The sequence below is a fragment of the Xanthomonas euvesicatoria genome (assembly GCF_013112235.1).
Taxonomy (GTDB): domain Bacteria; phylum Pseudomonadota; class Gammaproteobacteria; order Xanthomonadales; family Xanthomonadaceae; genus Xanthomonas; species Xanthomonas euvesicatoria.
Map to the genome: position 1 here is coordinate 4,484,787 of NZ_JABFFS010000001.1, position 25,431 is coordinate 4,510,217.

The following is a 25,431-nucleotide window of genomic DNA, read 5'->3' on the forward strand; positions in this document are numbered from 1 at the left end:
ACGCGGGTTGGCGTGGTTGGAGACGGCAATTGCGCCGTGCCATCGGCCCGGCCCGATGGCGTGAATGCTACGATCCCTGCGCATGAACCCCGCACCCAATCTCGTGATGGTCGGCCCGATGGGCGCCGGAAAAAGCTGCATCGGCCGTCGCCTGGCCGAGCGCTTCGGGCTGGAATTCGTCGATGTGGACCAGGCCATCGTCGACCGGGTGGGCAGCAGCATCCCGGCCATCTTCGAGCAGCATGGCGAAGCCAGGTTTCGGCAGTACGAGGCCCAGACCCTGCAGGCGCTGCTGGAACAGGACAACAAACTGATTTCCACCGGCGGCGGCGCCGTGCTGGATCCGCGCAACCGCGAGCGCATCTGCGCGCGTGGCTTCGTGGTGTACCTGCATGTCAGCGTGCCGGCGCAACTGACGCGACTGGCGCGCGATCGCAATCGCCCGCTGCTGCAACGCGCCGACCGCGAGCAGGTGCTGCATGCGATGGCCGCGCACCGCACGCCGCTCTACCGCCAGGTCGCCGATCTCAGCCTGGAAACCGATCATCTTTCCCCCGCCGAGGCCACCGCGCAGCTGGTGCTGCGCCTGGCCGCGCAATGGCGCATGTCGAGTACCCCCGCATGACACTTCCCCGTTCCTCGCGCAGCGTCGATGTCGACGGTGCGCAGCCTTACACCATCACCATCGCCCCGGGCCTGCTGGCCGACGGCGCGCGCCTGGCCGGCCATGTGCGCGGCCGCCACGCGCTGCTGCTCAGCGACTCGCAGGTGGCTCCGCATTACGCGGCCGGCGTACGCACCGCCTTGTTGAACGCGCGGCCGGACCTGCAGGTCGGCGAGTTGGTCATTGCCGCCGGCGAAGCCTCCAAAACCTTGGAGACCTTTGGCTCTGCAATCACCGCGCTGGCCGAACTCGGCGCCACCCGCGACGCCTGCGTGTTCGCGCTGGGCGGCGGCGTGGTCGGCGACCTGGCCGGCTTTGCGGCAGCGTGCTGGATGCGCGGCGTGGACTGCGTGCAGCTGCCCACCAGCCTGCTGGCGATGGTGGATTCATCGGTCGGCGGCAAGACCGCAGTGGACATCCCGCAGGGCAAGAACCTGGTCGGCGCCTTCCATCCGCCGCGTGCGGTGATCGCCGACACCGACACCTTGCGCACGCTACCGCCGCGCGAACTGCGCGCCGGCCTGGCCGAGGTGATCAAGTACGGCGCCATCCGCGACCCGCTGTTCTTCCAGTGGCTGCACGCCGAGCGCCGCGCCCTGCTCGATGGCGATGCAGCGGCGCTGGCGCAGGCCATCGCCCGCAGCTGCGAGCACAAGGCCGAGATCGTGGCGCGCGACCCGCTGGAAAAAGGCGAGCGCGCCCTGCTCAACCTGGGCCACACCTTCGGTCACGCCATCGAAACCGAGCAAGGCTACGGCGCGCCCGGCAACGACAACCTCAACCATGGCGAGGCCGTCGCAGTGGGCATGGTGCTGGCGGCGCGCCTGTCGGCCGCGCTGGGCATGAGCGATGCCCAGGACACCGAGGCCTTGCGCACGCTGCTGCACGACTTCGATCTGCCCACCGAGATCCCGCCCGGCCTGACCCCTCAGGCCCTGCTCGCACGCATGCGCCTGGACAAGAAAAACATCGCCGGCCGCCTGCGCCTGGTGTTGTGGCGCGGCATCGGCAAGGCCGAGATCGTGCCGGATGTGGAAGAGGCAGCGGTGCTGGAGATCCTGGCGGGATAAGGCCAGCCGGCCGAAGGCACGGAACGCTGGACGCCGGCACCCAGCTGCCGTCGATCGCCACGACGCTCACTCTTTGTAGGAGCGTCCCCGGCGCGATGGGGCCTTCCCGACAATCCCTATCGCGCCCAGGTGCGCTCCTACGCACTGCCTGCCGCCGTCTGCACGGCGGTCGGAACCTCGCGCAGGAGCGCACCGGCAAGCGTGGACGCCCAACGACGCTCCCGGCGCAACCAGCACACCCGGACGCGCCACTGCTCTCAGCCTTCAGCAGCGCCCGGCTACAATCGGCCGCATGCGCATCCTTCTACAACACGATCCCGGCGGTAACGCGCCGCTCCGCTACGTCCAGCTGACCCTGCAACCGGATCTGTTCGGTGGCTGGGAACTGCTGCGCGAAACCGGGGAGATCGGCGGACGCACGCAACTGCGACGCGACCAGTACCTGCAACAGGAGGAAGCGGACCGCGCCTTCGACAAGGCGCGCGACACCCAACTTAAACGCGGTTTCCAACTCATCACCGGCGGCGCCGACGACGCGCCGCGCTGAGGACATACTTTCCCATGCTCAAGAACGATCGCCTGCTGCGCGCGCTCAACCGTCAGCCCGTGGACCGCACCCCTGTGTGGTTGATGCGCCAGGCCGGCCGCTATTTGCCGGAGTACCGCGCCACCCGCGCGCGTGCCGGCAGTTTCCTGGGCATGGCCAAGAATCCTGACATCGCCTGCGAAGTGACCCTGCAGCCGCTGCAGCGTTTCCCGCTGGATGCAGCGATCCTGTTCTCCGACATCCTCACCATCCCCGATGCGATGGGCCTGGAGCTGTACTTTGTCGAAGGCGAAGGCCCCAAGTTCCGCCACCCGGTGCGCGATGCCGCCGCAATCCACCGCCTGGGCGTGCCGGACATGGAAACCGAGCTGCGCTACGTGATGGATGCGGTGCGGGTGATCCGCCGCGAACTGGATGGTTCGGTGCCCTTGATCGGTTTCTCCGGCAGCCCGTGGACGCTGGCCTGCTACATGATCGAAGGCGGTGGCAGCAAGGAATACGCACGCATCAAGGCCATGGCCTTCAACGCGCCGGAGCTGCTGCATCACCTGCTCGGCACCGTCACCGACGCGGTGATTGCCTACCTGGCCGCCCAGCGCGCGGCAGGCGCGCAGGCGCTGCAGGTATTCGACACCTGGGGCGGCGTGCTTTCGCCGGCGATGTACCGCGAATTCTCTCTGCCCTACCTGACCCGCATCGCGCGTGAACTGGAGCGCGGCACCGGGGCCGAGCGCACCCCGCTGGTGCTGTTCGGCAAGGGCAACGGCGCCTACGTGGCGGATCTGGCCGCCAGCGGCGCCGAAGCCGTGGGCGTGGACTGGACCATCTCGCTGGCTGACGCCGCTCAACGGGCGGGCGGCCGCGTTGCCCTGCAGGGCAATCTCGACCCGGCCACGCTGTACGGCTCGCCCGACGCGATCCGTAGCGAAGTCGCCAAGACCCTGGACAGCTACGCCCAAGGCAATGGCGGCTCGCGCGAAGGGCACGTCTTCAACCTCGGCCATGGCATGTCGCCGGATATGAATCCCGAGCACGTGGGTGTGCTGGTGGACGCGGTGCAGAGCCTGAGCAAGCGCTAAGCCGCCGCGGCGAGCGGGCCGGGTCGCACGGACCCGGCCCGTGCCAGTGCCAGTTCCCGCGTGCATGTAGGCACTGCCGAGCCAGCTATTTCGCAACTGAACCGACCCACTGGCTCTGCGCGTTCACTCCGCCGCCAGATATATCGGTGCCGGACGCGTTGTGTCATGAAACGCGTCGCGCGATTCACTCCTGCACCCAAGCCGCCAATGCGATGACGCGATCTGCCTGAACGTGCAGCGGGGGCCTTACGCGTGCACGCGGCGCAGGCTGCCAACGCAGGCATTCCCGGGCGTCGCACACAGCGTTCCGTGCCGTGCACAGCAGGGAGACGATAATGCAGCGTTTCCCCGGCCAAGCCCCCATGTCTCAGCCCGTCCCCACCTTGCGCGCCTACGCCACCATCAAGCCGCTGCTGTGGCTGGTGTCGCTGGCCATCTTCATGCAGATGCTGGATGCGACCATCGTCAACACGGCGTTGCCGTCGATGGCGCGCAGCCTGCGCGAAAGCCCGCTGCAGATGCAGTCAGTGGTCTTCAGTTATGCGCTGGCAGTGGCGATGTTCATCCCTGCCTCGGGCTGGATCGCGGACCGCTTCGGTACGCGGCGCACCTTCCTCGCCGCGATCATCGTGTTCACCTTGGGCTCGCTGCTGTGCGCGGCAGCCCAGCACCTGCCGCAGTTGGTGGCCGCACGCGTGGTGCAAGGCATCGGCGGCGCGATGCTGCTGCCGGTGGGGCGGCTGGCGGTGCTCAAGACGGTGGCACGCGCAGACTTCCTGCGCGCGATGAGCTTTATCGCCATTCCCGCCCTGATCGGCCCGCTGATCGGCCCGACCCTGGGCGGCTGGCTGGTCGAAGTCGCCTCGTGGCATTGGGTGTTCCTGATCAACCTGCCGATCGGGGTCCTCGGGTTTATTGCCGCGCTGAAGATCATGCCCGACCACTATGGCGATGCACGCAGGCGCTTCGATCTGGTCGGCTACCTGATGCTGGCGTTCGGCATGGTGGCCTTGTCGCTGGCGCTGGATGGCATCTCGGAACTCGGCCTGCGCCATGCGTTCGTGATGTTGCTGGCCATCGGCGGACTGGCTGCACTGGCCGGCTACTGGCTGCATGCGGGCAACACCGCCAACGCGCTGTTTCCGCTGGCGCTGTTCAAGGTGGCGAGCTACCGCATCGGCATTTTGGGCAACTTGTTCGCGCGCGTGGGCAGCGGCTCGATGCCATTCTTGATCCCGTTGCTGTTGCAGGTGGGCCTGGGCATGAGCCCGATGAATGCCGGGCTGATGATGGTGCCGGTGGCACTGGCCGGTATGGCCGCCAAACGCGCGGCGGTCAAGCTGGTGGGGCGCTTCGGCTACCGGCGCGTGCTGATGCTCAACACCGTGTTGGTCGGCGTGGCCATGGCCAGCTTTGCGCTCATCGATATCGGCCAGCCGCTGTGGCTGCGCCTGGTGCAACTGGCCTGCTTTGGCGCGGTGAATTCACTGCAGTTTACGGTCATGAACACCGTGACCCTGCGCGATCTGGACCGCGACCAGGCCAGCCCCGGCAACAGTCTGCTGTCGATGGTGATGATGTTGGCCACCGGTTTCGGCGCTGCGGCAGCGGGCAGCCTGTTGGCGGCATTCAATACCCATCTGGGCGATACGCATGGCGCTACCGCCGCCTTGCATGCCACCTTCCTGTGTGTGGGCGGCATCACCTTGTCGTCGACGTTGATCTTCTGGCAGCTGGCCGAGACGCGCCCCCACCCCAAGGAAGTGGAAGCGGTTGCCGAGTAGGTGCTGCGCTGGGGCACTGTCACTTCCGCCGCAGCTACGCCCCATCGCGCGCGCGGGCATGCCGCAACGCCTCGGCGATGGTATTGGCCAACATCTCGCCGGTGAGCGGCTTGCGCAGGAAACGGTCGAAGCCCGCTTCCTGCGCGTTCGGTTCGGCGGCTTCATCGGAGCGTGCGGTCACTGCGATCAACGGCATCTCGTAGCCGAAGACGCGCAACTGCCGCGCCAACGCAAAACCATCCAGCCCGGGCAGGTCCAGATCCAGCAATGCCAGATCGAACGTGTTGTCGGCCGCTTCGGTCAACGCCGCCAGCCCGTGCGGCGCATGCACCACCGAGTGCCCCTGCGCGCGCAGCAGGCCGATGATGACCTCGGCGATGGTCGGGTCGTCTTCCACCAGCAGGATGCGCTGCGGCTCGACGGGGCTGGCGGCATGTGCCACCTCGCCGTCCAGCGTTGCATCCGACGCCACCCAGCGCAGCGGCAGATCCACCACAAAGCGCGTCCCGGCGCCGAGCCGGCTGATCACCTCGATATGCCCACCCATCGCCATCGCCAGCTCCTGACAGATGGCCAGGCCCAGGCCACTGCCGCCATAACGTGAGGTGGTCTTGGCACCGTCGCCCTGCTCGAAGCGCTGGAACAAGCGCGCCTTCTGTTCGGCATTGATGCCCGGGCCCGTGTCGGCCACTTCGAAGCGCAGGCCTTGATAGGAACCGAGCGTGGTCAGCTTCAGCGCGACCACGCCGCGCTCGGTGAATTTGATCGCGTTATTGAGCAGGTTGAGCAGGATCTGCCGGATACGGGTTGAATCGCCGCTGGCGGTGATGTCGCCCAGCAGCCCGATCTCCAGGCTGAAACGCAACCCGCGCTCTTGCGCCAATGGCGCCATCAGCGCTTCGACTTCGGCCACGAGCTGACGCACCGAAAATGGCTGGAAATCCAGTTCAAGCCGGCCCGATTCGATGCGCGCCAGATCCAGCGCATCGTTGACCAGCCGCAACAGATGCGCACCCGCACGACGGATCGACTCGGTGTAGCTGCGCTGCGTGGCGTCCTGCGTGGTCTTGAGCAGCAATTCGCTCATGCCCAACACACCCGTCATCGGCGTGCGCACTTCATGGCCCAGCGTCGCCAGAAACCGGGTCTTGGCCAAGGACGCCTGTTCGGCCAGCTCCTGTTTGTGCACGGCCAGCTGCCAGGCATTCAGGCGCCGCAGCCGACGGCGATACAACAAGATGGCCGCGGCGATCACGCACACGCTCAGCACCGCCAACAGGCCCAGACCCCACGGTGACAGCCACCACGGCGGCAATACCTGGAAACGGACGATCTGGCTGGCCGACCAGATGCCATCTGCCGTGCGCCCCTGCACTTCCAGCGTGTAATGCCCGGAAGGCAGGCGCGAAAACAGGCGTTCGCCGGTGGAGCCCACGTCGACCCAGTCCGGATCGTAGCCACTGAGGCGGAAGCGGTAACTGGTGGATTCGGGATTGGTGAACGTGGGCATCCGCGCCACGATATGCAGGTCGCGATCGCCGTCCTGCACCTGCAGCGGCGCCTTGCCGGTGACATCCAGTTCGCGCTCGCCGCGTCGCAGGCTGACACGTTCGATCAACAGCTGCGGTCGGCGCAGATTCGGACGCATCGTGGCCGGATCGAACACCACGATGCCATCGGATGTGCCGCCCAGGATCTGCCCCGTGCTTGCCTGCACCAGCGTGGCCACCTGCATGGGCGAACTGGGAAGTCCGTCGTGCACGTCGTACACGCGCACCAGCTTGCTGCCGGGGTCGACCCGGATCAGCCCACGATGACTGGAGACCCAGGCCACGCCACCGGCATCGATCACCAGGCCGGTCGGCGAGACCATCGGAAATTCCTGGTCCTTTCCCACCGTATCCAGATGCGTAAGCTGCTTGCCGTCCCAGAGATAGCGCCGCAATTGTCCGGCCAATCCGATCCAGACGATGCCGCCATCTCCCTGGCGAAACACATAGGTTGGCAGGGACGGCGCGCCGCGTACCGGAACGAACTGGTCGGCAAGCGGATCCCATCGCCACAGCCCGGCATTGTTGCTCAGCCAGATCTGCCCATCCGGCCCGATCCGCATATCCAGGACAGTCAGCGCCTTCAGCCCGTGGCTTCCGTAGTCGAGCGTCCTGAGCAGCTGGCCCTCGCTGCTCCACAGCTGCACCCCGTGCGTCAGCAGCGCCACCCAGATGCGACCCTGTGCATCTTCGGCCATCCTGCCAGGCCTGCCGACATCTTCGAGATCGGCTGCGGAATCCTGGTGCCCGAGCAGTGGCCAACGCCTGGCCTCGCCCGTCTTCGGGTTGTACCGAACCAGCCGTTCCTGCACGCCGATCCAGACCATTCCCTGCCTGCTTTCGATGACCGTATCGGGAATGCGTTCCGGATCGACCGGAGCCAGGCGTGGCTCCACGCGGCCGGTGACGGGATCGAAATGCTCAAGCGTTCCACGCGTGCCGACCAGCCAGATGCCGCCGGTGACCGAAGGCGCTGTGGCAACAACCGAGGGATTGGCGAGCGAGTGCGGATCATCTGCGCGATGCGAAAACAACGCGAAGGTGTCCCAGCGCGGAGGCAGGTGCCACAACCCGCCCTCCAGGCTGGCGAACCACAGACCTCCTTCGCGGTCCTGGTAGGCGGTGATCCAGTTCCGGTTGACCAGACCGTGCGCTGAAAAACTGTAGACCGGCACGCGTTCGACGCCACCGTCGCTGGAACTCATGCCCAGGCCGGTGGCGGTATCCAGCCAGTAGCGCCCGAGCCGGTCACGGAGCAGGACGCCCCGGACCTGCGCGGTGTCCTTACCGCTTTGCCAGCGGCGGGCCACGGGCCGCCCGACCGTGTTGAACTGGACGGGGTTGCCGTCGAAATCGGCAACCCAGAGCACCTTGCCGTCGGGCTCCTTGTACATTCGGTTGACCGACTGGGACGGGCCCGGAAGCGGCACGCGCTCCAGGCGCCGACCATCCCAGTGCGCAAGCCCGCCCCAGGTGCCGATCCACAGGCCGCCGTCGGGCGCGACTTCCAGACCGACGATATTGTCGGACGGCAAGCTAGCGGCATCGCCCGCCTTGGCAGAAAAGTGCTGCATGCGCCCGTCGGGGCGATAACGATAGAGGCCCTGCTTGGCGGTGCCGATCCAGATATCCCCGTCCGGCGTTTGTGCCAACGACCACAGGGTGGCGTCGCGCAGTTCCGGGAACCGCGGATCTTCCAGTCGTTTGAACGTGCGCGTGTTCGCTTCCAGATAGCCGACGCCGCCGTCCTCGAAGCCCATCCACACCCGATCGTTGGCATCGACACAGATGGTCCAGACCACGTTGCTGGTCAGGCCATCTTCCATCCGCCAGATCCGGTAGTTGCGGCCATCGAATCTGGCCAGGCCGTCATCGCTGGCAAGCCACAGATATCCCTGTCTGTCCTCGGCCAACTGATTGATCGTGTCCGACGGCAGCCCGTCGGCGATCGTCAGCTGGATAGGCACCGGTGTTGCAGGCGTCCGCGCCTGCACCGGAAACACTGCCAGACACAGGCATACCCAGAGCACAGCGAGCAGCCGATGGGGCAAGCAGGATAGAAAGCGCACCGGATCAACTTCACGACAAGTCGGCGCATAGTGCGGGCCACGCGCGGTGCGGGCAAGCGCGCTCTGCCCGTTGCGCGCACGCGCTCAGGCTGCAAGGCGCCCGCGCGGCAGCGTCATTGGTCAGTCCGTTGCACGTTGCAGGGCTTGCGAAAAGCGGGCCCGACAATTCTTTCTGCCGACACTTGCTTGCGACGCAACCGCTCGCCGCGCCCCGGGTGGCAGGGCACCTGCAGCGCCCTTCCGCCTGGCCAGACCATCGCGACCCGCATCGCTGTTCGAGCGGCCCAGGAGCGGACGAACACGCCGCGTGATACTTGGATGCCTGCTCAGGTGAAAGAGCATCGGCAGCGCTTGTCAGCGCTTGCTGCGTAACGCTTCGGCAATGGTGGCGGCCAGCATGTCGCCAGTGAGCGGCTTGCGTAGGAAGCTGTCGAAGCCGGCTTCCTGCGCGCTTGGTTCGGCGACCTCGTCGGCGCGTGCAGTCACGGCGATCAACGGCATGTCGTAGCCGAAGACGCGCAACTGCCGCGCCAGCGCAAAACCATCCAGCCCGGGCAGGTCCAGATCCAGCAATGCCAGATCGAACGTGTTATCGGCCGCTTCGGTCAGCGCCGCCAGGCCATGCGGGGCATGCACGACCGAATGCCCTTGCGCTTGCAGCAGGCCGACGATGACCTCGGCGATGGTCGGGTCGTCTTCCACCAGCAGGATGCGCTGCGGCTCGACAGCCGTCTCGGCATGCGCGGTCTCGCCACCGAGCGCGGCGTTGGAAGCCACCCAGCGCAGCGGCAGATCCACCACGAAGCGCGTCCCCGCACCGAGTCGGCTGATCACCTCGATCTGCCCGCCCATGGCGATTGCCAGCTCCTGGCAGATCGCCAAGCCCAGACCACTGCCGCCGTAGCGCGAGGTGGTTCTGGCACCATCGCCCTGCTCGAAGCGCTGGAACAGCCGCGCTTTCTGTTCGGCGTTGATGCCCGGCCCCGTGTCGGCCACTTCAAAGCGCAGGCCTTGATAGGAACCGAGCGTGGTCAACTTCAACCCGACCACGCCGCGCTCGGTGAATTTGATCGCGTTATTGAGCAGGTTGAGCAGGATCTGCCGGATGCGGGTGCAATCGCCACTGGCAGTGATATCGCCGAGCAGCCCGATCTCCAGGCTGAAGCGCAGGCCACGCTCCTGCGCCAGCGGCGCCATCAACGCCTCCACTTCGGCCACCAGCTGACGCACCGAAAACGGCTCCACATCCAGCTCCAGCCGCCCGGATTCGATGCGCGCAAGATCCAGCGCATCGTTGACCAGCCGCAACAAATGCGCGCCTGCGCGGCGGATCGACTCGGTGTAACTGCGCTGTTTGAGATCCAGCGAGGTCTTGAGCAGCAGCTCACTCATGCCCAAGACGCCCGTCATCGGCGTACGCACTTCGTGGCCCAGGGTCGCCAAAAAACGCGTCTTGGCCAGGGACGCCTGCTCGGCCACTTCCTGTTTGTGCACCGCAAGCTGCCAGGCATTCAAGCGACGCAACCGACGGCGGTACAACAAGATCGCTGCAGCAATCACGCACACGGTCAGCAGGGCCAGCAGGCTCAAGCCCCACGGCGACAGCCACCATGGCGGCAACACCTGAAAACGCAAGGTCTGGCTCGCCGACCAGATCCCGTCTGCAGTGCGCCCCTGCACTTCCAGCGTGTAACGGCCTGAAGGCAGACGCGAAAACAGGCGCTCGCCACTGGGCCCGACATCGATCCAGTCCGGGTCGTAGCCGCTCAGGCGGAAGCGGTAGCTATTGGATTCGGAGTCGGCGAAGCTGAGCAGGCGGGCGACGATATGCAAGTCGCGGTCGCCGTCCTGCATGACCAAAGGCGTGACATGACTCAGATCCAGCCCGCTCTCGCCGCGACGTAGCCCCACACGTTCGATCACCAACGGCACCCGATGATCATTCGGCTTGAGTTCGGCAGGATCGAAGATCACCAGCCCATCCGGCGTCGCGCCGACGATCATGCCCTTGGACGATTGCACCAAAGAACGCGCAACGAATTGCGGATTGGGCAGGCCGTCATGAACTCCGAACACGCGCACGCCCCGCGTGGCCGGGTCAACGCGAATCAGGCCACGCATACTGGACATCCAGGCAACACCGTCGTGGTCGACCACCAGTCCCTGTGGCGCAAGCGCAGGGAAGTTCTGCTCGGGCCCCACTGTATCTAGATGTTGCAGGGTGCCGTTCTTCCACAAATAGCGATGGAGCTTCCCTAGCCCGGCAAACCAGGCGATCTGGTTGTCGCTGAAGCGAAAAGTGAAGATAGGTTCGTCGGGCGCGCCGGCAATGCGCTCGAAGCGCGCAATCGACGCGTTCCAGCGCTGCAGACCACGATTACTGGCCAGCCAGAGCGCTCCGTCCGGCCCAGCCTGCAGGTCGTAAACCACCAGATCTGCTGCAAGGCCGTGGGTCCCGCGCAACATGGTGCGCAGCAAGCGACCTTGTTCGTCCCGCTCTTGTAGCCCAAGCGTGGCATGGACCCAGATGTGACCATCGGCGGTCTGCTGCAGCGCTTCCAAGGAAGCGTCCAGTGTCGCGTCCTGTGCAGCCGCGTCCGAGCCGCTTGCTGCAGCCTTCCAGTGCTGCACCTGGCCAGTAGCGGGATCAAAGCGCACCAGCTCGGCAAACTGCCCGACCCAGACGTTACCCTTGCGATCCTCCAGCACGCTATTGGACCAGCTGGCAGACCCCAGGGTGGGCAATACACGCTCGATTTTGCCGGTGGCAGGATCTACGCGTTCGAGCACGCCCGAGGTGCCCACCAACCACATCCGACCATCGCGCGATTTTGCAGTGCCCTGGATCGCCAGATTGCCACCTTGGCCACCGTCGTCCATGTAGTTGAAAACAACCGCGAAACGATGCCAATTCGAGGGGAGATGCCAGAGCCCGCCGTTGGGGCTGGCAAACCATACACCGCCCTCGCGATCCTGATATGCCGATTCCCAGTTGGGACGGATGCGCCCGTGCGCAGACAGACTGTACAGGGGGACATTGCGCACCTCCGCACCAGTCGTATGGCCTAGGCCGGCCAGGGTGTCCAGCCAATAGCTGCCGTCCTGGTCGCGCAACAACACGCCCAATACCGGATATTCTGCAGGTGCCTGCCAACGGTGCGGACTGAGATGACCACTTGGATCGCGCCGAAACAGCTTGTCGTCGCTGGTCCCGATCCAGATGCTGCCATCGGCATCGGCAGTTAGCCGGGTGATGATCTGTGCGGTGCCATCCGGAAATGCCTGCCGCTCGAAGTCATTACCCGTCCAATGCGCAGCACCATCGGCGGTCCCGATCCAAAGTGTGCCGCGGGTATCGACATCGAGCCGATAGATCGCGTTGTCGGGCAAGCTGCGCGGATCGTCGGCACGATGTGCGAAATGCTCCAGAGAACCATCCGGCCGCAGCCGGTATAGCCCACTCATTTCAGTGCCGAACCATATGCTGCCGTCGTCGGTAGACTTGATGTTCCAGATCGCAGCGCCGCGAAGTTCCGGATAGCGCGCACCATCATAGAAAGTGAACTGATGGCGTGCGGGGTCCAGCATCGCAAGGCCTGCCATGCCGGTCCCGATCCAGACCCGGTTGCGCTTGTCGACGTGAACCGCCCAGATCTGGTTGTCGCGCAAACCGTCTTCGATGCGCCAGATACGGAAGTTTCGCCCGTCGTAACGCGCTAACCCATCGCTGCTGGCCAGCCACAAATATCCATTGGCATCCTCATCGAAGCCGTACACCACGTTGGATGGCAGCCCGTCGGCCACGGTCAGCTGCCGCGGCTGCGGCAGTACCGGCACGCCGGCCAGCGTAAGACTCGGCCAGCCTGACACGACGGCCAGGCAAAGCAGTAATAGAGCCCGCGTCATCAAGGCTTTCAGCGGCATGCGACGACTGGGGTGTTGTGGTGGTAGCAGCATGCGCTCGCGTGTCCTTTGCACGCATAGTGCGGACCTTGCCTGATGCTGGCAACACACAGAAGCGCGCCAACGGTGATCGTTACAGCAGGCAGGCATCGTACGGCCGTCTTTACGCGATGCGATGCCCGATGAGCACCGGCATCGTCAACGCATCGGGGCCGTGCACCCACGCTAGGTCGTGGCCTGCATGCCGGCGGCTGCGCGCGCAGCCGTCATCGCTTCCACCAGCAGATCGGCAGTGACCGGTTTGCGCAGGAATCCGTCGAAACCTGCGGCCTTGGCCTGGGTCTGCGCGGCGCTGTCAGCGCGTGCCGTGACTGCCAGCAGCGGGAAGCGATGGCCAAGCTGGCGCAGCTGCGATGCCAGGGCAAAGCCGTCCAGCCCGGGGAGATCCAGATCCAGCAGCGCGATGTCGAACCTGCCATCCACCGTTTCCGACAATGCAGCCAGCCCATGCGCGGCATGCACCACGCGGTGACCTCGATTGGTCAACAAGCCGCTGATCACCTCCGCCACGGTCGGGTCGTCTTCCACCAGCAGGATGCGCAGCGGCTCGCCTGCAGGCGCCTGCACCTGGCCGGTGGCGATACGTGTGCCGGAGCGGTCGATCGGCAAGGGCAGATCCACGGTGAACTGGGTGCCGACGCCAAGCCGGCTGCGCACGCGGATTCGGCCCTTCATCGCCACGGTGAGTTCCTGGCAGATCGCCAGCCCAAGCCCGCTGCCGCCGTAGCGCGAACTGGTGCGCGCACCCTCGCCTTGTTCGAAGCGCTGGAACAGTCGCTTCTGCTGTTCCGAGCCGATGCCAGGACCCGTATCGCGCACCTTGAAGCGCAGGGCATCGCCGTGCTGGCTGACGGTGAGCGACACCTCGCCGCGTTCGGCAAACTTGATCGCATTGCCCAGCAGGTTGATCAGGATCTGACGCACCCGCGTTGCATCGCCCACGACCACCACATGCGGGGGAAGCTGATTGCGGTACTCCAAGCGCAGGCCGCGCGCGTCAGCGATGGGATGCATGAAATGGGCCAGTTCCTGGGTGAGTTGCGCGGGATCGAAGGGCTGCTGTACCAACTCCAGCTTGCCGGCCTCGATGCGTGCCAGATCCAGTGCATCGTTGACCAAGCGCAGCAGATGCGTGCCGGCCTTGCGGATCGCATCGACATACCCGCGCTGCTTGGCATTCAGCGGCGTGGCCAGCAGCAACTCGCTCATGCCCAGCACGCCAGTCATGGGTGTACGCACTTCGTGGCCAAGCGTCGCCAGGAAATGCGATTTGGCGATCGATGCCTGCTCGGCCAGCTGTTGCCGCTGCTGTGTCAGCACCCACTCCTGCTGCCGCCGCACGCGCTTTCGCCAGGCCCAAATACTTAAGTACAGCAGCAGCATGCAGAGCGCTGCCGCGGCCAATTGCGCGGCCGTGCTCAACCACCACGGCGGCCGCACCTCCAGTTGCAACACCGGCGCAGCGACCCAATCGCCATCGCCGGCACGCGCCTGGACCTCGATGCGGTAGTCGCCAGGCGGCAATCGCGAGATCACGCGCTCGCCGCTGGCACCCTGCTCCACCCAGCGTTCGTCGTAGCCATTGACACGGTAGCGGTAATGCGCGGAGGCCGGATCGACAAACGACAACAGCCGTGCGCTGATGCGCAGATCGCGATCGCGCGCCTGCAGGATCACCGGCGCGTTGTGGGCAACCGTCTGCGGGCGCTCGGCATCGTTGCGCCGCACCTGCACCGATTCGATCACCAGGCGGGCCAGCGGCGCAGGCGCAAATGGCTGCGACGGATCGAACAACACGATGCCGCTGGTCGTCAGCGCCAGCACCTGGCCGTTGGGACCAATCGCCGGCGGACGCATCGAAAACTCGCTATCTGGCAGGCCGTCGCGTGGACCGAACCGGCGGACCTGCGGCTGGCCGCGCTTGTAAGCGAACAGGCCCCGCGAGGTGGTGGCCCAGACCGTGTCGTCGCCGCCCAGCGCCAGGCCGCGTATCTCGGTAGGAGGCAGGCCGTGTTCGTGCCCGACCCGCTCCAGCAGGCGCGCCTGCCGCCCGTCCCAGCTGTAGCGTTCCAGCGCACCGGAACGCCCAACCCAGAACTCGCGCGGCGACACGAAGGCCAGCGCATAGACTTCATGATTGGCGTCCTCGATCACTGCGCGAAAGCGTTCGCCCTGCCAGACCCACACACCATCCCCGGCTGCGACCCAGGCGGTGCCATCCGGCCGCACCGTCAGTTGCTGCACCATGCCGCCGACTTCACTGAGATCGGTGCCGAAGCGGAACGTGGCCAGCAGCCGTCCATCCGCGGCACGTCGCTGTACGCCACCTTCCACGATCGAAACCCAGAATTCGCCATCGATGCCGGGTGTCATCAGTTCCACCCGATGCGTTTCGGAAACACCGATCTGCATCGCGAGCTTCTGCTGCTGGCCGGTCTCCGGGGTATAGCGCGTCACGCCATCACGCAGCGCGATCCACAAACTGCCGCCGCCGGCCGGCAGCACCGACTGCACGGTGCCGCCGGCCAATGCGTCGCTATGCAGGACCGGCACCAGCTCACCGTCATTGCCGAGCCGGTAGACGCCTTCGCCGGTCGTCACCAGAAAGCTGTCGCCATCGGCCGCAGCGTTGACCAGATACAGGCTCTCCAGCGGCTTGCCCTGGGTCTGGAAAATGGTGGAGAACCGCCGCCAGTCCGGCGGCAAATACGCCACGCCCTGCGAAATCAGTCCGAGCCATAGCCCGCCCTGCCGGTCCTGCATCACATCGAGCACGCCGCTATGTGCGGTGAGGAAGCCGCTGCCGCGATCGCCTTCCATCAGGCGCAGCGCGGTTTCTCCAGGCGCCACCCGGAAAAATCCGTCGGCTGCACCAATCCAGTAGCCACCGTGCACATCGTGTACCACGGTCGCGGCACGCAGGGCATCGGCCCCGCTCCAGGACGCACGTTCCAGCGCACCGGTAGGCGTTACCCTGTACAAGCCATTGCTGGTCCCGACCCACACCGTACCGTCGGCATCCTTGCTGAGCTTGAAAACCGTCGTGCTCAGTCGGTCTGGCGCGATGCGCACGAAGCGCTCGCCGTCGCGCATCACCAACCCGCTGTCGGTGCCGATCCATAGCCGGCCGCGCGCATCGGTCAGCAGGCTCATGATGGTGTTGCTGGGCAGTCCATCCGCCGCATCCGGTGTGGCACGGAACGCCGTCACCCGACCATTTTCTTCGCGCCGGCACAGCCCGGCACTGCTGGTTCCTACCCAGATCGCATCTTGTGCCTGGGCCAGTGCCCAGACCTGCCCATCGCATGCGCTGCCAACGTCGGGAAATGTCGTAAACGCCGAGCGCGCCGCATCCAGCATGCTCGGTGGCGAGCCGTTGATGCCAACCCATATCCGGTCGCGATCATCGACGAACAGCGTTTCCACTTCGTTGCCCGGAATCGAACTGGCGACATGCGGATCGTGCTGCCATACCTGCAAACCGATGCCGTCATAGCGCGCAAGGCCATCGCTGGTCGCCGCCCAGACATAGCCTTGCCGATCCTGGGCCAAGGCCAGCACCATGCGCGAAGGCAGGCCTTCGGCACTACCGAAGCGGCGCATGCGCGGGGTCTCGATCTGATTCACCGCCGCCGCATCCAGCCCGCTCAGCAGCAAGAGCACGGCCAGCACCGACATCAGCACGTTCTTCATCGTCATCCGTGTCCCCATCGCCGCGTGTGCGCCCGGCGTTCCTTGTTGGGACTGCACTTTACCCGCTACGCCGCAGTTCTTGGTCCCAGGAACTGGCTCGCTCCCTGGCCGAGTTGCCGTTCTGCTGCCCGCTGCGACTGACCCGGCATGCGACCAAATGCTTGGCCGGCCAGTGCAGCAGGTATCTGCTGCGCATGGCACTGGTCGTGGCGAACGCACTGCCGGTTTGCTGTCTGCCGTGCGGAACTAAGACAGCGCCAGCGCGAGGCTGCTGTCGCGTCCTCGCCTGGCTTGCACGTGGACCTACGCGTCGCCGGCCTCGCGTTCGCGCTGGCCATCATCGACATCGGCAAGCACCCGCGCCAAGGCCTGCGCCAGCAAATCGCCAGTGACCGGTTTGCGCAGAAAGCCATTGCAGCCGGCGGCCATCGCCTGCGGTTCGGCATCCGTGTCGGCACGTGCGGTCACGGCCACGATCGGGAAGCGCACACCGCGCGCGCGCAACTGCGCCACCAGCGCCGCACCATCGAGGCCGGGAAGATCCAGATCGCACAATCCCGCATCGAAACTGCGCGTGCTCACCTCTGCCAGCGCGGCAAGACCATGCAGCACATGCGTGACGTGATGCCCACGCGTCTGCAGCAGGCCCACGATCACCTGCGCCACGGTCGCATCGTCCTCGACCAGCAGCAGCTGCAACGGCGCTTGCTCACGCAGCGACGGAGCGCGCACTGCAGGCGGCGTGACCGCAGGCAACGTGGACACCCAGTGCAACGGCAGCTCGACCACAAAACACGCGCCCTGCCCCAATTCACTGGTGACCGTCACCGCGCCGCCCATCGCCGCGGCAAGTTCGCGGCAGATCGCCAGCCCCAGCCCACTGCCGCCGTGCCGTGCCAGCGTGAGCGCGCCTTCGGCCTGTTCAAACCGCTGGAACAGCCGTCCGCGCTGCTCGGCGCTCATGCCCGGCCCGGTGTCGCGCACTTCCACGCGCAGACCCTGCCGGGTGTACTGCGGCAATGTGGTAAGGCGCAGGTGCACGCTACCGCGCTCGGTGAACTTGACCGCATTGAACAGCAGATTCAGCAGGATCTGCTGCACGCGACTGGCATCGCCATGCAATGCCGGCGGCAATGCCTCGTCGAGCTCGCACTGGAAGGCCAGCTGCTTCTGCTCGGCACTCGGGCGCACCAGTTCCACCACCTGGCCGACCAACTGGCGCAGATCGAAATCGCGGTAATCCAGCGGCAATTTGCCCGCTTCGATCCGGGCCAGATCCAGTGCATCGTTGACCAGACGCAGCAGGTGCTTGCCGGCCAGCTGGATCGCGCTTGCATAGCCTTGCTGACGGCCATCCAATGGGGTCTGCAGCAGTAACTCGCTCATGCCCAGCACACCGGTCATCGGCGTGCGCACCTCGTGACCCAACGTTGCCAGAAAGCGCGTCTTGGCGAGCGACGCCTGCTCGGCCAACTCGCGCTTGTGTTGCGCCAGCTGCCATTGCGCGCGCATGCGGATACGTCGGCGATAAGCGGCGGCCAGCAAGGCGCTCAACAGCAATCCGGAAAACCCAATCGCCGCAATCCCGATCTCGCTACGCCACCAGGGGGGCCTGACCGAAAATTGCAGCGAACGTACCTGCGAGCGATTGCCCAGCGGGTCGATGCCCTGCAGCGCAAGCGTGTAGTTGCCGGCAGGCAGGCTGGCGAATTCGCGGATGCCGGTGTTGCCTATGGTCTGCCAGTCAGTATCGAAGCCTTTCAGGAAGCTGCGATACCGATTGGACAGCGGGTCGCTGTACGACAGCAAGCGGCTGACGATCTGCAGCTGGCGGTCCTCCGGGCCCAGCTGGAACGGGCGGTCCATCGGCAAGGCGATGCGTGCGCCATTGCGCAGCACGCTGACGTGTTCCAGCTGCAGTGCCGGCACGAACGGGGCAACATCCGGCATTGCCGTATCCAGCAGCACGGTAGAGCCATCGCTGGTTGCCCCGATCAAGGTGTCGCCCGAGGTCAACAGGCAATGCTGGATGAACTCCTGACTGGTGAGGCCATCGCGCGTGCCGATATTGCGGACCCGCGCCGGATGCACCGAGGGATCGATCCGCCAAAGCCCGCGCAGACTGGAAATCCAGACACGGCCACGCGGGTCGATCTGCATGGCAGAGGCATCGAACCCGCTCAGTCCATCCGCTTCGCCTACCTGACGCACGCGCTTCCAGCCGGCTGCGCGCTTTTGCCACTGCTCTGCACCGGAGGCGCGATATACCCAAAGTGTGTCCGCAGACTGGCTGGCGAATGCCTGGATCGGCGTCCCCTCAAGCCCTGCCACCGGCACGAAGCGGCTTGTCGCGTCGTCCCATGCGAACATGCCGCCCTCGCCGGCCACCCAGACGCGTCCGTCGGGGCCCTGGTCCAGTTGTTGGATGTCGATCGCGCGTAGGCCATGCAGGTCTTGTTGGGTCATCCGCTGCAAGACCTTGCCGGTGCGTAGATCGCGCTGCTGCACCATGTCGATGAAGGCCATCCAGACGGTGTCGCCATGCTCCATGATCCATTCCGGCGCCGACAACGCCGATGACGGCTCGGGCCCATCGGACGGCCAGTGCACGAAGTCACCGGTACGCAGGTCCATCCGCGAAAGGCCAAAGGTCAAATTCCCCAGCCACACCCGTTGCAGGCGATCTTCCAATGCCGACACCAACTCCATCCCTTTGAGCTGCGGCGACTGCAGGCCTGTCTGGAACGAATCGCCGGTGCTCGGATCCACGCGCAACAGACGCCCCTGCGCATCGACCTGCCATAAGCCCCCTGAGCGCTTGGCAGGCGCCAGGTTGCAATAGATCGCATCGCCCATCGGCACCGCGGGCTTGAGCACGGCACTGCGTTTCCAGTCGGCTGGCAGATACCCGAGCCCGGTGCCATGCATGGGCACCCACAGGCCGCCATCGGCCGCCCCCATCAAGCCGATCACGTTACGACGCGACAGCGGCCCCTCCCCGCTCAGGGCGGGCACCGGTGGACGCTCTCCGCGCGTGCGCCAAAGACCACGTCCGCTGCCCAGCCAGAATTCGCCATCCGGCGTCGCGACTGCGCCCCAGAACTCATTACCGTTGCCGAACATCGTTGACCAGGCAAGCGGCTGCCAGCGACCGTCGGCGCGCAGCACATGCAATCCCGATTCGCTTCCCAGCCACAAACGGTCCCCGGCCCACTGCAAACCGAAGATGGCCGCTTCCCGGTTTGGCTCGTCCGCGACGTATTGGCGGTGCAGTTGCGTGCCGTCGTAATAGGCCAGGCCATTGCTGGTGCCGATCCACAGGCGGTGCTGGTTGTCCACCGCCAGGTTCATGACCATGGCGTGATCCAGCGCGCCTTCGATCCCGCCCAGGTTCACCGACGACATCCCTCCGTCGGCACCGATGCGCACCAGCGCACCGGTGGTGGTGCCGGCCCAGATGCCGCCATCGAATGCGGCGATGCTGAAGATCTCGCCGTCCTTCAGCAATGGATAGTCTGCAGCGCGATAGTGAACAAAACGCCTGCGGCCGGCATCCAGCACGCTCAGCGTCTTGCCGCAGCCCACCCAGACCCGGTCCAGCGCATCGATATGCAATGCCTGCACCGCGTTGCAGGGCAACGACCCGGGGTCGGCCGGATCGTGCCGCCAGGTCCTGAAGCCCGCGCCGTCGTACCGCACCAGACCGTCGAGCGTTCCAAGCCATAGATAGCCGGCGCGATCCTGGCTGATGGCAACCACCATCGTCGAAGGCAATCCTTCGCTGGGTCCCACGATCCGAAAGCGTGGCACTTCCGGAATCTTTGCCGCGCACGGCCAGATCGCCAACAGCACGGCCAGCACCACGATGAGTACACGCATGGGGGAATCCTTTCCTCGTCCAGCCGGCATGCTCGCAACGGATCGTTGCGAGCGCAAGCCGAGCGCGCGTTGCCGGGATATGTCTAGAATCCGCCCATGACAATCCTCGCCCGCCTATTGGTGTCCTCTGCCCTGGTTGCAACCAGCCTCGCCGCCACCGCTGCGCCTGTGCGGTATGCGCTGGATCCGGTGCATACCCGGGTGCTGTTCGCGGTGGAACATGCCGGCTTTTCCAAGGCATTGGGCACCGTTTCCGGAAGTAGCGGCACCTTGGTCTTCGACCCGGACGACTGGGCCGCCGCCCGGCTGGATGTCACCGTGCCGCTGCACCGCGCAGACCTGGGCGATGCCAAGTGGAACCAGGCCACCCTGGCACGCAACCTACTCGACGCCGAGCGCTTTCCCGACGCGCATTTCGTCTCCACGCACGTCGAGGCCAGCGGCGAAAACCACGCCAAGGTCAGCGGTAACCTGACCCTGCACGGGGTCACCCGCCCGGTCACCCTGGACGTCACCCTCAACGCGCTCAAGCGCCATCCGCTCCCGCCGTTCCGCCGTACGGCCGGTTTCTCCGCCACCGCCACGCTGAGCCGTTCCGAGTTCGGGATTGATGCCTGGAAATCGATGATCGGCGACAGCGTGGAGTTGCGCATCGAAGCCGAAGCCGTGCGCGAAGGGCGCGCCGACGAGGAGACCCCCGAGCCGCAAGCCACACCCACGCCTGCGGACGCCGCCGCCACCCAGGAATCGGGCACATGAGCATGAAGAACCTCGAGCGCTGGGGCGGTGTGAGCCAGACCCTGCACTGGTTGATCGCACTGCTGATCCTGGTGCTGGGCATCGTCGGCCTGACCATGGGCGAGCTGCCCAAGACCCCGAAATACTTCTGGGTGTACACGGCGCACAAATCGGTGGGGCTGACTGTCCTGGCCTTGGTGATCGTGCGGCTTGGGTGGCGCATCTACGCCGGCGCACCGCCGCCGGTGGCCGGTACGCCGCGCTGGCAGGAGCGCATCGCCGGGTTCACCCACTGGCTGCTGTACGCCATGATCTTCGCCATGCCGCTGTCGGGCTGGTTGTACGACTCCACCAGCGGCCTGCGGCCGTTTCGCTGGTTCGGCCTGTTCAATGTGCCCAAGCTCAGCCCCCCGGACGAACAATTGCGCGCCATTGCGCACTTCGTCCACGAATGGGGTTTCTGGTTGCTGATTGCCGTGGTATTGGCGCATGCCGGCGCTGCGTTTTACCACCACCTGTTCCAGCGCGACGCCACCCTGGCGCGGATGTTGCCGCGTGGCTGGCTGGCTCCCAAACCATAAGGATTTCCCATGTCGTCCAAGTTGTTTGTCTCTCCGATGCTGGTCGCGGCCTCGCTGGTGGCCACGTTCGCCGCCGCGCCGGTGCTGGCCGCCGATTACGTGCAGGCGCCCGGCTCCAGCCTGGTATTTGCCAGCAAGTACGACGGTGAAGTGTTCACCGGCAAGTTCCCCGGCTTCGACACCACGCTGAGTTTCGATCCGGCCAATCTTGCCGGGGCCAAGCTCGATGTGCGTATCCCGCTGGCCAGCGCGGTCAGCGGCAACAACGATCGCGATTCCACCCTGCAGGGTCCGGATTTCTTCAATGTCGCCAAGTTCGCCACTGCGCGCTACCGCGCCGACAAGTTCCGCGCCCTGGGCGGCAACCAGTACGCTGCCGACGGCACCTTGGAACTGCGCGGTGTCAGCAAGCCGGTGATGCTGACCTTTACCTGGACGCCCGGCGCGCAGCCGGTGCTGTCCGGCAAGGCCGTCGTCAAGCGGCTGGACTTTGGCGTGGGCGGCGGCGACTGGGCCGACACCAAGACCATTCCCAACGAAACCGCGATCAGCACCAAGGTCGTGTTGAAGGCGAAGTAACGCCACAGGCTGCAACCGGACGCAGCCACTGAGCGGCGGACTACTCGTCGGGTCCGCCGCTTTTTTGTGCCCACATGGCGTGGGACAGCGAGCCGGTGCTCACCGGCTGCTATAGATTGCGGAGCCGGCGCGTTGTCGTGCCGCTCCTACCGCTTGGCGACGTCGTCGTCCAGCCATGCGCGCAAGCGCACGCGATCGAACGGCCAATCCAGCTCGCGTCCACGCGCATCGCGCAGCACCGGCACGCGCGCGCCGTAAACGACCTCAAGCGCCGCGTCGTCGTCGATGAACACGCTGTCGAAATCGCCTGCACGCGCCTGCGCCAGCACTTCCACGGCCTGGTCGCACAGGTGGCAATCGTCGCGCTGGTACAGGGTCAGGTGCATCGGCCGGGCTCTCATGCTGCGCTGCAGCCGTGCCGCAAGCGCCGAACGACTAGAATAACTGCCTTTACGCTCACCTCTCCGGCACGCATGGCTGTCAGCACGTTCGACCTGTTCAAGATCGGTATCGGCCCAAGTTCCTCCCACACCGTGGGGCCGATGCGCGCCGCCGAGCGCTTCGTGCATCGCTGGCTGCTCGATGCCGGGCGCCTGCAGGACGTGGTGCGCATCCGCGCCGAAGTCTTCGGCTCGCTCGCCCTGACCGGCCGCGGCCATGGCACCGACAAGGCGGTGCTGCTCGGGCTGGAGGGCCACCGCCCCAACCTGATCGACCCGGACATCATCCCCGCCACGCTGGAGCGCATTCGTACCAGCAAGCGCATCACCTTGATGGGCCAGCACGCCATCGTCTTCGACGAAAAGCGCGACCTTCCGATGAACAAGCGGCAGAAGCTGCCGTACCACACCAACGGCATGCGCTTTACCGCCTACGATGCCGATGAAGCCGTCATCGCCACACGCGATTACTATTCGGTCGGCGGCGGCTTCGTGGTCAATCAGGACGACGCCGCAGACGACCGCATCGTGGCCGACGAAACGCCGCTGCCCTACCCGTTCCTCAGCGGCGACGAACTGCTGGCGCAGTGCGCGCGCAGCGGCCTGAGCATTGCCGCGCTGATGTTCGAGAACGAAAAGAGCTGGCGCAGCGAAGAGGAGATCCGTACGGGCCTGCGCGAACTGTGGAATGCAATGCAGTCCTGCGTGACGCGCGGCATCCGCGAAGAAGGCACGCTACCGGGCGGCCTGAATGTCTCCCGCCGCGCACCAGCGCTGTACCGCGAACTGTCCTCCAAGCCGGAGGCGGCCATGCGCGACCCGTTGACCACGCTGGATTGGGTCAACCTGTACGCACTGGCCGTCAACGAAGAAAACGCCGCCGGCGGCCGCGTGGTCACCGCGCCGACCAACGGCGCGGCCGGCATCATTCCGGCGGTGCTGCATTATTTCGACCGCTTCTGCGCAGGCGCATCCGAACAACGCATCTTCGATTTCCTGCTCACCGCAGCGGCCATCGGCATTCTCTACAAAGAAAACGCCTCGATTTCCGGTGCCGAAGTCGGCTGCCAGGGCGAAGTGGGCGTGGCCTGCTCGATGGCCGCCGGCGGCCTGGTTGCCGCACTCGGCGGCAACCCCGGGCAGATCGAAAACGCTGCGGAAATCGGCATGGAACACAACCTGGGCCTGACCTGCGATCCGATCGGCGGGCTGGTGCAGATTCCGTGCATCGAACGCAACGCCATGGGCGCGGTGAAGGCCATCAACGCCAGCCGCATGGCCATGCGTGGCGACGGCAAGCACAAGGTCTCGCTGGACAAGGTCATCAAGACCATGCGCGACACCGGCCGCGACATGCAGGACAAGTACAAGGAAACCAGCCGCGGCGGGCTGGCGGTGAACGTCATCGAATGCTGAGCCAATCGTAGGCGGAGTGCTGCTCAACCCAGCGCGCGCAGCGACGAAAAAACCCGCTCCACGGATGCATGCCCTTGCATTGCCGTTCTCGTGCACGCAGGAAGAAGATGCGCGAAATGCAGATGAGGGGACGCACCAGCCGCGGGGAACGCGCTGCCCTTCTCCCCGCACGGGGGAGAAGGTGCGCGAAGCGTGGATGAGGGCAATAGAGGTCGGCGCACGCATCGGAGCCGGGTCGCCAGCCATCGTCAGCAACGCGCCTGCAGCGCCCGCCAACCGTCACCCAGCTGTACGTTCCCACCACATTCGCCGCTGTACCGTCAGGGCTGGATTGATGGAGATCACGATGCGAAAGCGCGTTTGCACCCTCATGCTCGCCCTGGCCAGTAGTCCGCTCCTGGCGCAGGAAGCCAGTTATGGCCCGCGGCTGGAAGGCTTCGACTACCCACATCCAGTCAAGACTTATGCATTCACCTCGCAACAGCAGCCGCTGGAAATGGCCTATCTGGATGTTGCGCCAACCGGCACGCCCAATGGCCACACTGCGGTGCTGTTGCATGGCAAGAACTTCTGCGCCGCCACCTGGGAAGACAGCATCGCCGCGCTAAGCAAGGCCGGCTACCGCGTCATCGCGCCAGACCAGATCGGTTTCTGCAAGTCCAGCAAGCCGGCCGCCTATCAGTTTTCGTTCGCGCAACTGGCAGACAATACGCATGCGTTGTTGAAGACGCTCGGCATCGAACGTGCGGTGGTGGTCGGCCATTCGATGGGCGGCATGCTGGCCATTCGCTATGCGCTGATGTACCCGCAATCCACCGAGCATCTGGCGCTGGTGGACCCCATCGGGCTGGAAGACTGGAAGGCCGAAGGCGTCCCCTGGCGCAGCGTGGATGCGTGGTACGACAACGAGCTGAAGACCAGCTTCGAACGGATCAAGAAGTACCAGATGGACGTGTACTACGCCGGTCAATGGAAGCCGGCATTCGAACGCTGGGCGCGCATGCAGGCCGGTATGTTGCTGGGCAAGGGCAAGCAGGCCGTGGCGTGGAATCAGGCGCTGACCTACGACATGGTGTTCAACCAGCCGGTCGTCTACGAGCTGCCCAAACTTGCGGTGCCGACCACGCTGTTCATCGGCCTCAAGGATCGCACCGCCATCGGCAAGGACACCGCACCGCCCGAGGTCAAGGCACGTGTGGGCGATTACACCAAGCTGGGCAAGCGCGCGGCAGCCGCGATTCCGAATGCGAAACTGATCGAGTTCGCCGATCTGGGCCATTCGCCACAGGTGCAGGATCCGGCCCGCTTCAATGCTGCGCTGTTGAAGGTGATCGCGCCGTAATGCTGTGGGTCTATGCGAGGGCAACGGTCGGTCGCCC

15 protein-coding genes are annotated in these 25,431 nt (G+C 65.6%); 10 read left to right on the forward strand and 5 right to left on the reverse strand.

Annotated elements, in window-relative coordinates; genetic code table 11:
* Positions 1-82: 82 nt before the first annotated feature.
* From HLH45_RS19315 to mdtD, 5 genes are all read left to right on the forward strand, one after another.
* Positions 83-625, forward strand: a complete 543-nt coding sequence (locus HLH45_RS19315; protein ID WP_033478538.1) for a shikimate kinase — start codon at positions 83-85, stop codon at positions 623-625.
* Positions 622-1,734 carry a 3-dehydroquinate synthase gene (aroB, locus tag HLH45_RS19320; RefSeq protein WP_033478539.1) on the forward strand — a complete coding sequence of 371 codons (1,113 nt, stop codon included), beginning with the start codon at positions 622-624 and terminating at the stop codon, positions 1,732-1,734. The genes HLH45_RS19315 and aroB overlap by 4 nt, the downstream gene beginning before the upstream one ends.
* Before the next feature lie 292 nt (positions 1,735-2,026).
* Positions 2,027-2,281 carry a WGR domain-containing protein gene (locus tag HLH45_RS19325; protein WP_014090725.1) on the forward strand — a complete coding sequence of 85 codons (255 nt, stop codon included), beginning with the start codon at positions 2,027-2,029 and terminating at the stop codon, positions 2,279-2,281.
* Positions 2,282-2,295: 14 nt separating this feature from the next.
* On the forward strand, positions 2,296-3,360 hold the full coding sequence (gene hemE, locus HLH45_RS19330) for a uroporphyrinogen decarboxylase (RefSeq protein ID WP_008571718.1): 1,065 nt from the start codon (positions 2,296-2,298) through the stop codon (positions 3,358-3,360).
* A gap of 362 nt (positions 3,361-3,722) precedes the next feature.
* Positions 3,723-5,144, forward strand: a complete 1,422-nt coding sequence (mdtD, locus tag HLH45_RS19335) for a multidrug transporter subunit MdtD (RefSeq protein WP_014090726.1) — start codon at positions 3,723-3,725, stop codon at positions 5,142-5,144.
* A gap of 34 nt (positions 5,145-5,178) precedes the next feature.
* Here mdtD and HLH45_RS19340 read toward each other — a convergent pair whose 3' ends face one another.
* The 4 genes from HLH45_RS19340 to HLH45_RS19355 form a co-directional block, all read right to left on the reverse strand.
* On the reverse strand, positions 5,179-8,724 hold the full coding sequence (locus tag HLH45_RS19340; protein WP_046931903.1) for a hybrid sensor histidine kinase/response regulator: 3,546 nt from the start codon (positions 8,722-8,724) through the stop codon (positions 5,179-5,181).
* Positions 8,725-9,117: 393 nt separating this feature from the next.
* Positions 9,118-12,687, reverse strand: coding sequence for a hybrid sensor histidine kinase/response regulator (locus HLH45_RS19345; protein WP_046931904.1), 3,570 nt, complete (start codon positions 12,685-12,687; stop codon positions 9,118-9,120).
* Between the two features lie 204 nt (positions 12,688-12,891).
* Positions 12,892-16,419, reverse strand: a complete 3,528-nt coding sequence (locus tag HLH45_RS19350; RefSeq protein ID WP_033478954.1) for a sensor histidine kinase — start codon at positions 16,417-16,419, stop codon at positions 12,892-12,894.
* Positions 16,420-16,722: 303 nt separating this feature from the next.
* A complete protein-coding gene (locus tag HLH45_RS19355; RefSeq protein ID WP_008575308.1) occupies positions 16,723-20,298 on the reverse strand; it encodes a hybrid sensor histidine kinase/response regulator in 3,576 nt (1,191 codons plus the stop codon).
* Between the two features lie 96 nt (positions 20,299-20,394).
* Here HLH45_RS19355 and HLH45_RS19360 point away from each other — a divergent pair, with 96 nt between their 5' ends.
* Genes HLH45_RS19360 through HLH45_RS19370 form a run of 3 tightly spaced genes read left to right on the forward strand, consistent with a single transcriptional unit; the run spans position 20,395 to position 22,196 of the window.
* On the forward strand, positions 20,395-21,057 hold the full coding sequence (locus tag HLH45_RS19360; protein ID WP_008575306.1) for a YceI family protein: 663 nt from the start codon (positions 20,395-20,397) through the stop codon (positions 21,055-21,057).
* Positions 21,054-21,617, forward strand: a complete 564-nt coding sequence (locus HLH45_RS19365; protein WP_008575305.1) for a cytochrome b — start codon at positions 21,054-21,056, stop codon at positions 21,615-21,617. The genes HLH45_RS19360 and HLH45_RS19365 overlap by 4 nt, the downstream gene beginning before the upstream one ends.
* Positions 21,618-21,626: 9 nt before the next feature.
* Positions 21,627-22,196, forward strand: coding sequence for a YceI family protein (locus HLH45_RS19370; protein WP_008575303.1), 570 nt, complete (start codon positions 21,627-21,629; stop codon positions 22,194-22,196).
* 146 nt (positions 22,197-22,342) lie between these two features.
* Here the strand turns inward: HLH45_RS19370 and HLH45_RS19375 are convergent, their stop codons facing one another.
* Positions 22,343-22,582, reverse strand: coding sequence for a glutaredoxin family protein (locus HLH45_RS19375; protein WP_008575301.1), 240 nt, complete (start codon positions 22,580-22,582; stop codon positions 22,343-22,345).
* Between the two features lie 87 nt (positions 22,583-22,669).
* Between HLH45_RS19375 and HLH45_RS19380 the strand changes: the two genes are divergently transcribed.
* Positions 22,670-24,052, forward strand: coding sequence for an L-serine ammonia-lyase (locus tag HLH45_RS19380; protein WP_008575300.1), 1,383 nt, complete (start codon positions 22,670-22,672; stop codon positions 24,050-24,052).
* Positions 24,053-24,386: 334 nt separating this feature from the next.
* A complete protein-coding gene (locus HLH45_RS19385) occupies positions 24,387-25,394 on the forward strand; it encodes an alpha/beta fold hydrolase (RefSeq protein WP_008575299.1) in 1,008 nt (335 codons plus the stop codon).
* Positions 25,395-25,431: the final 37 nt, after the last annotated feature.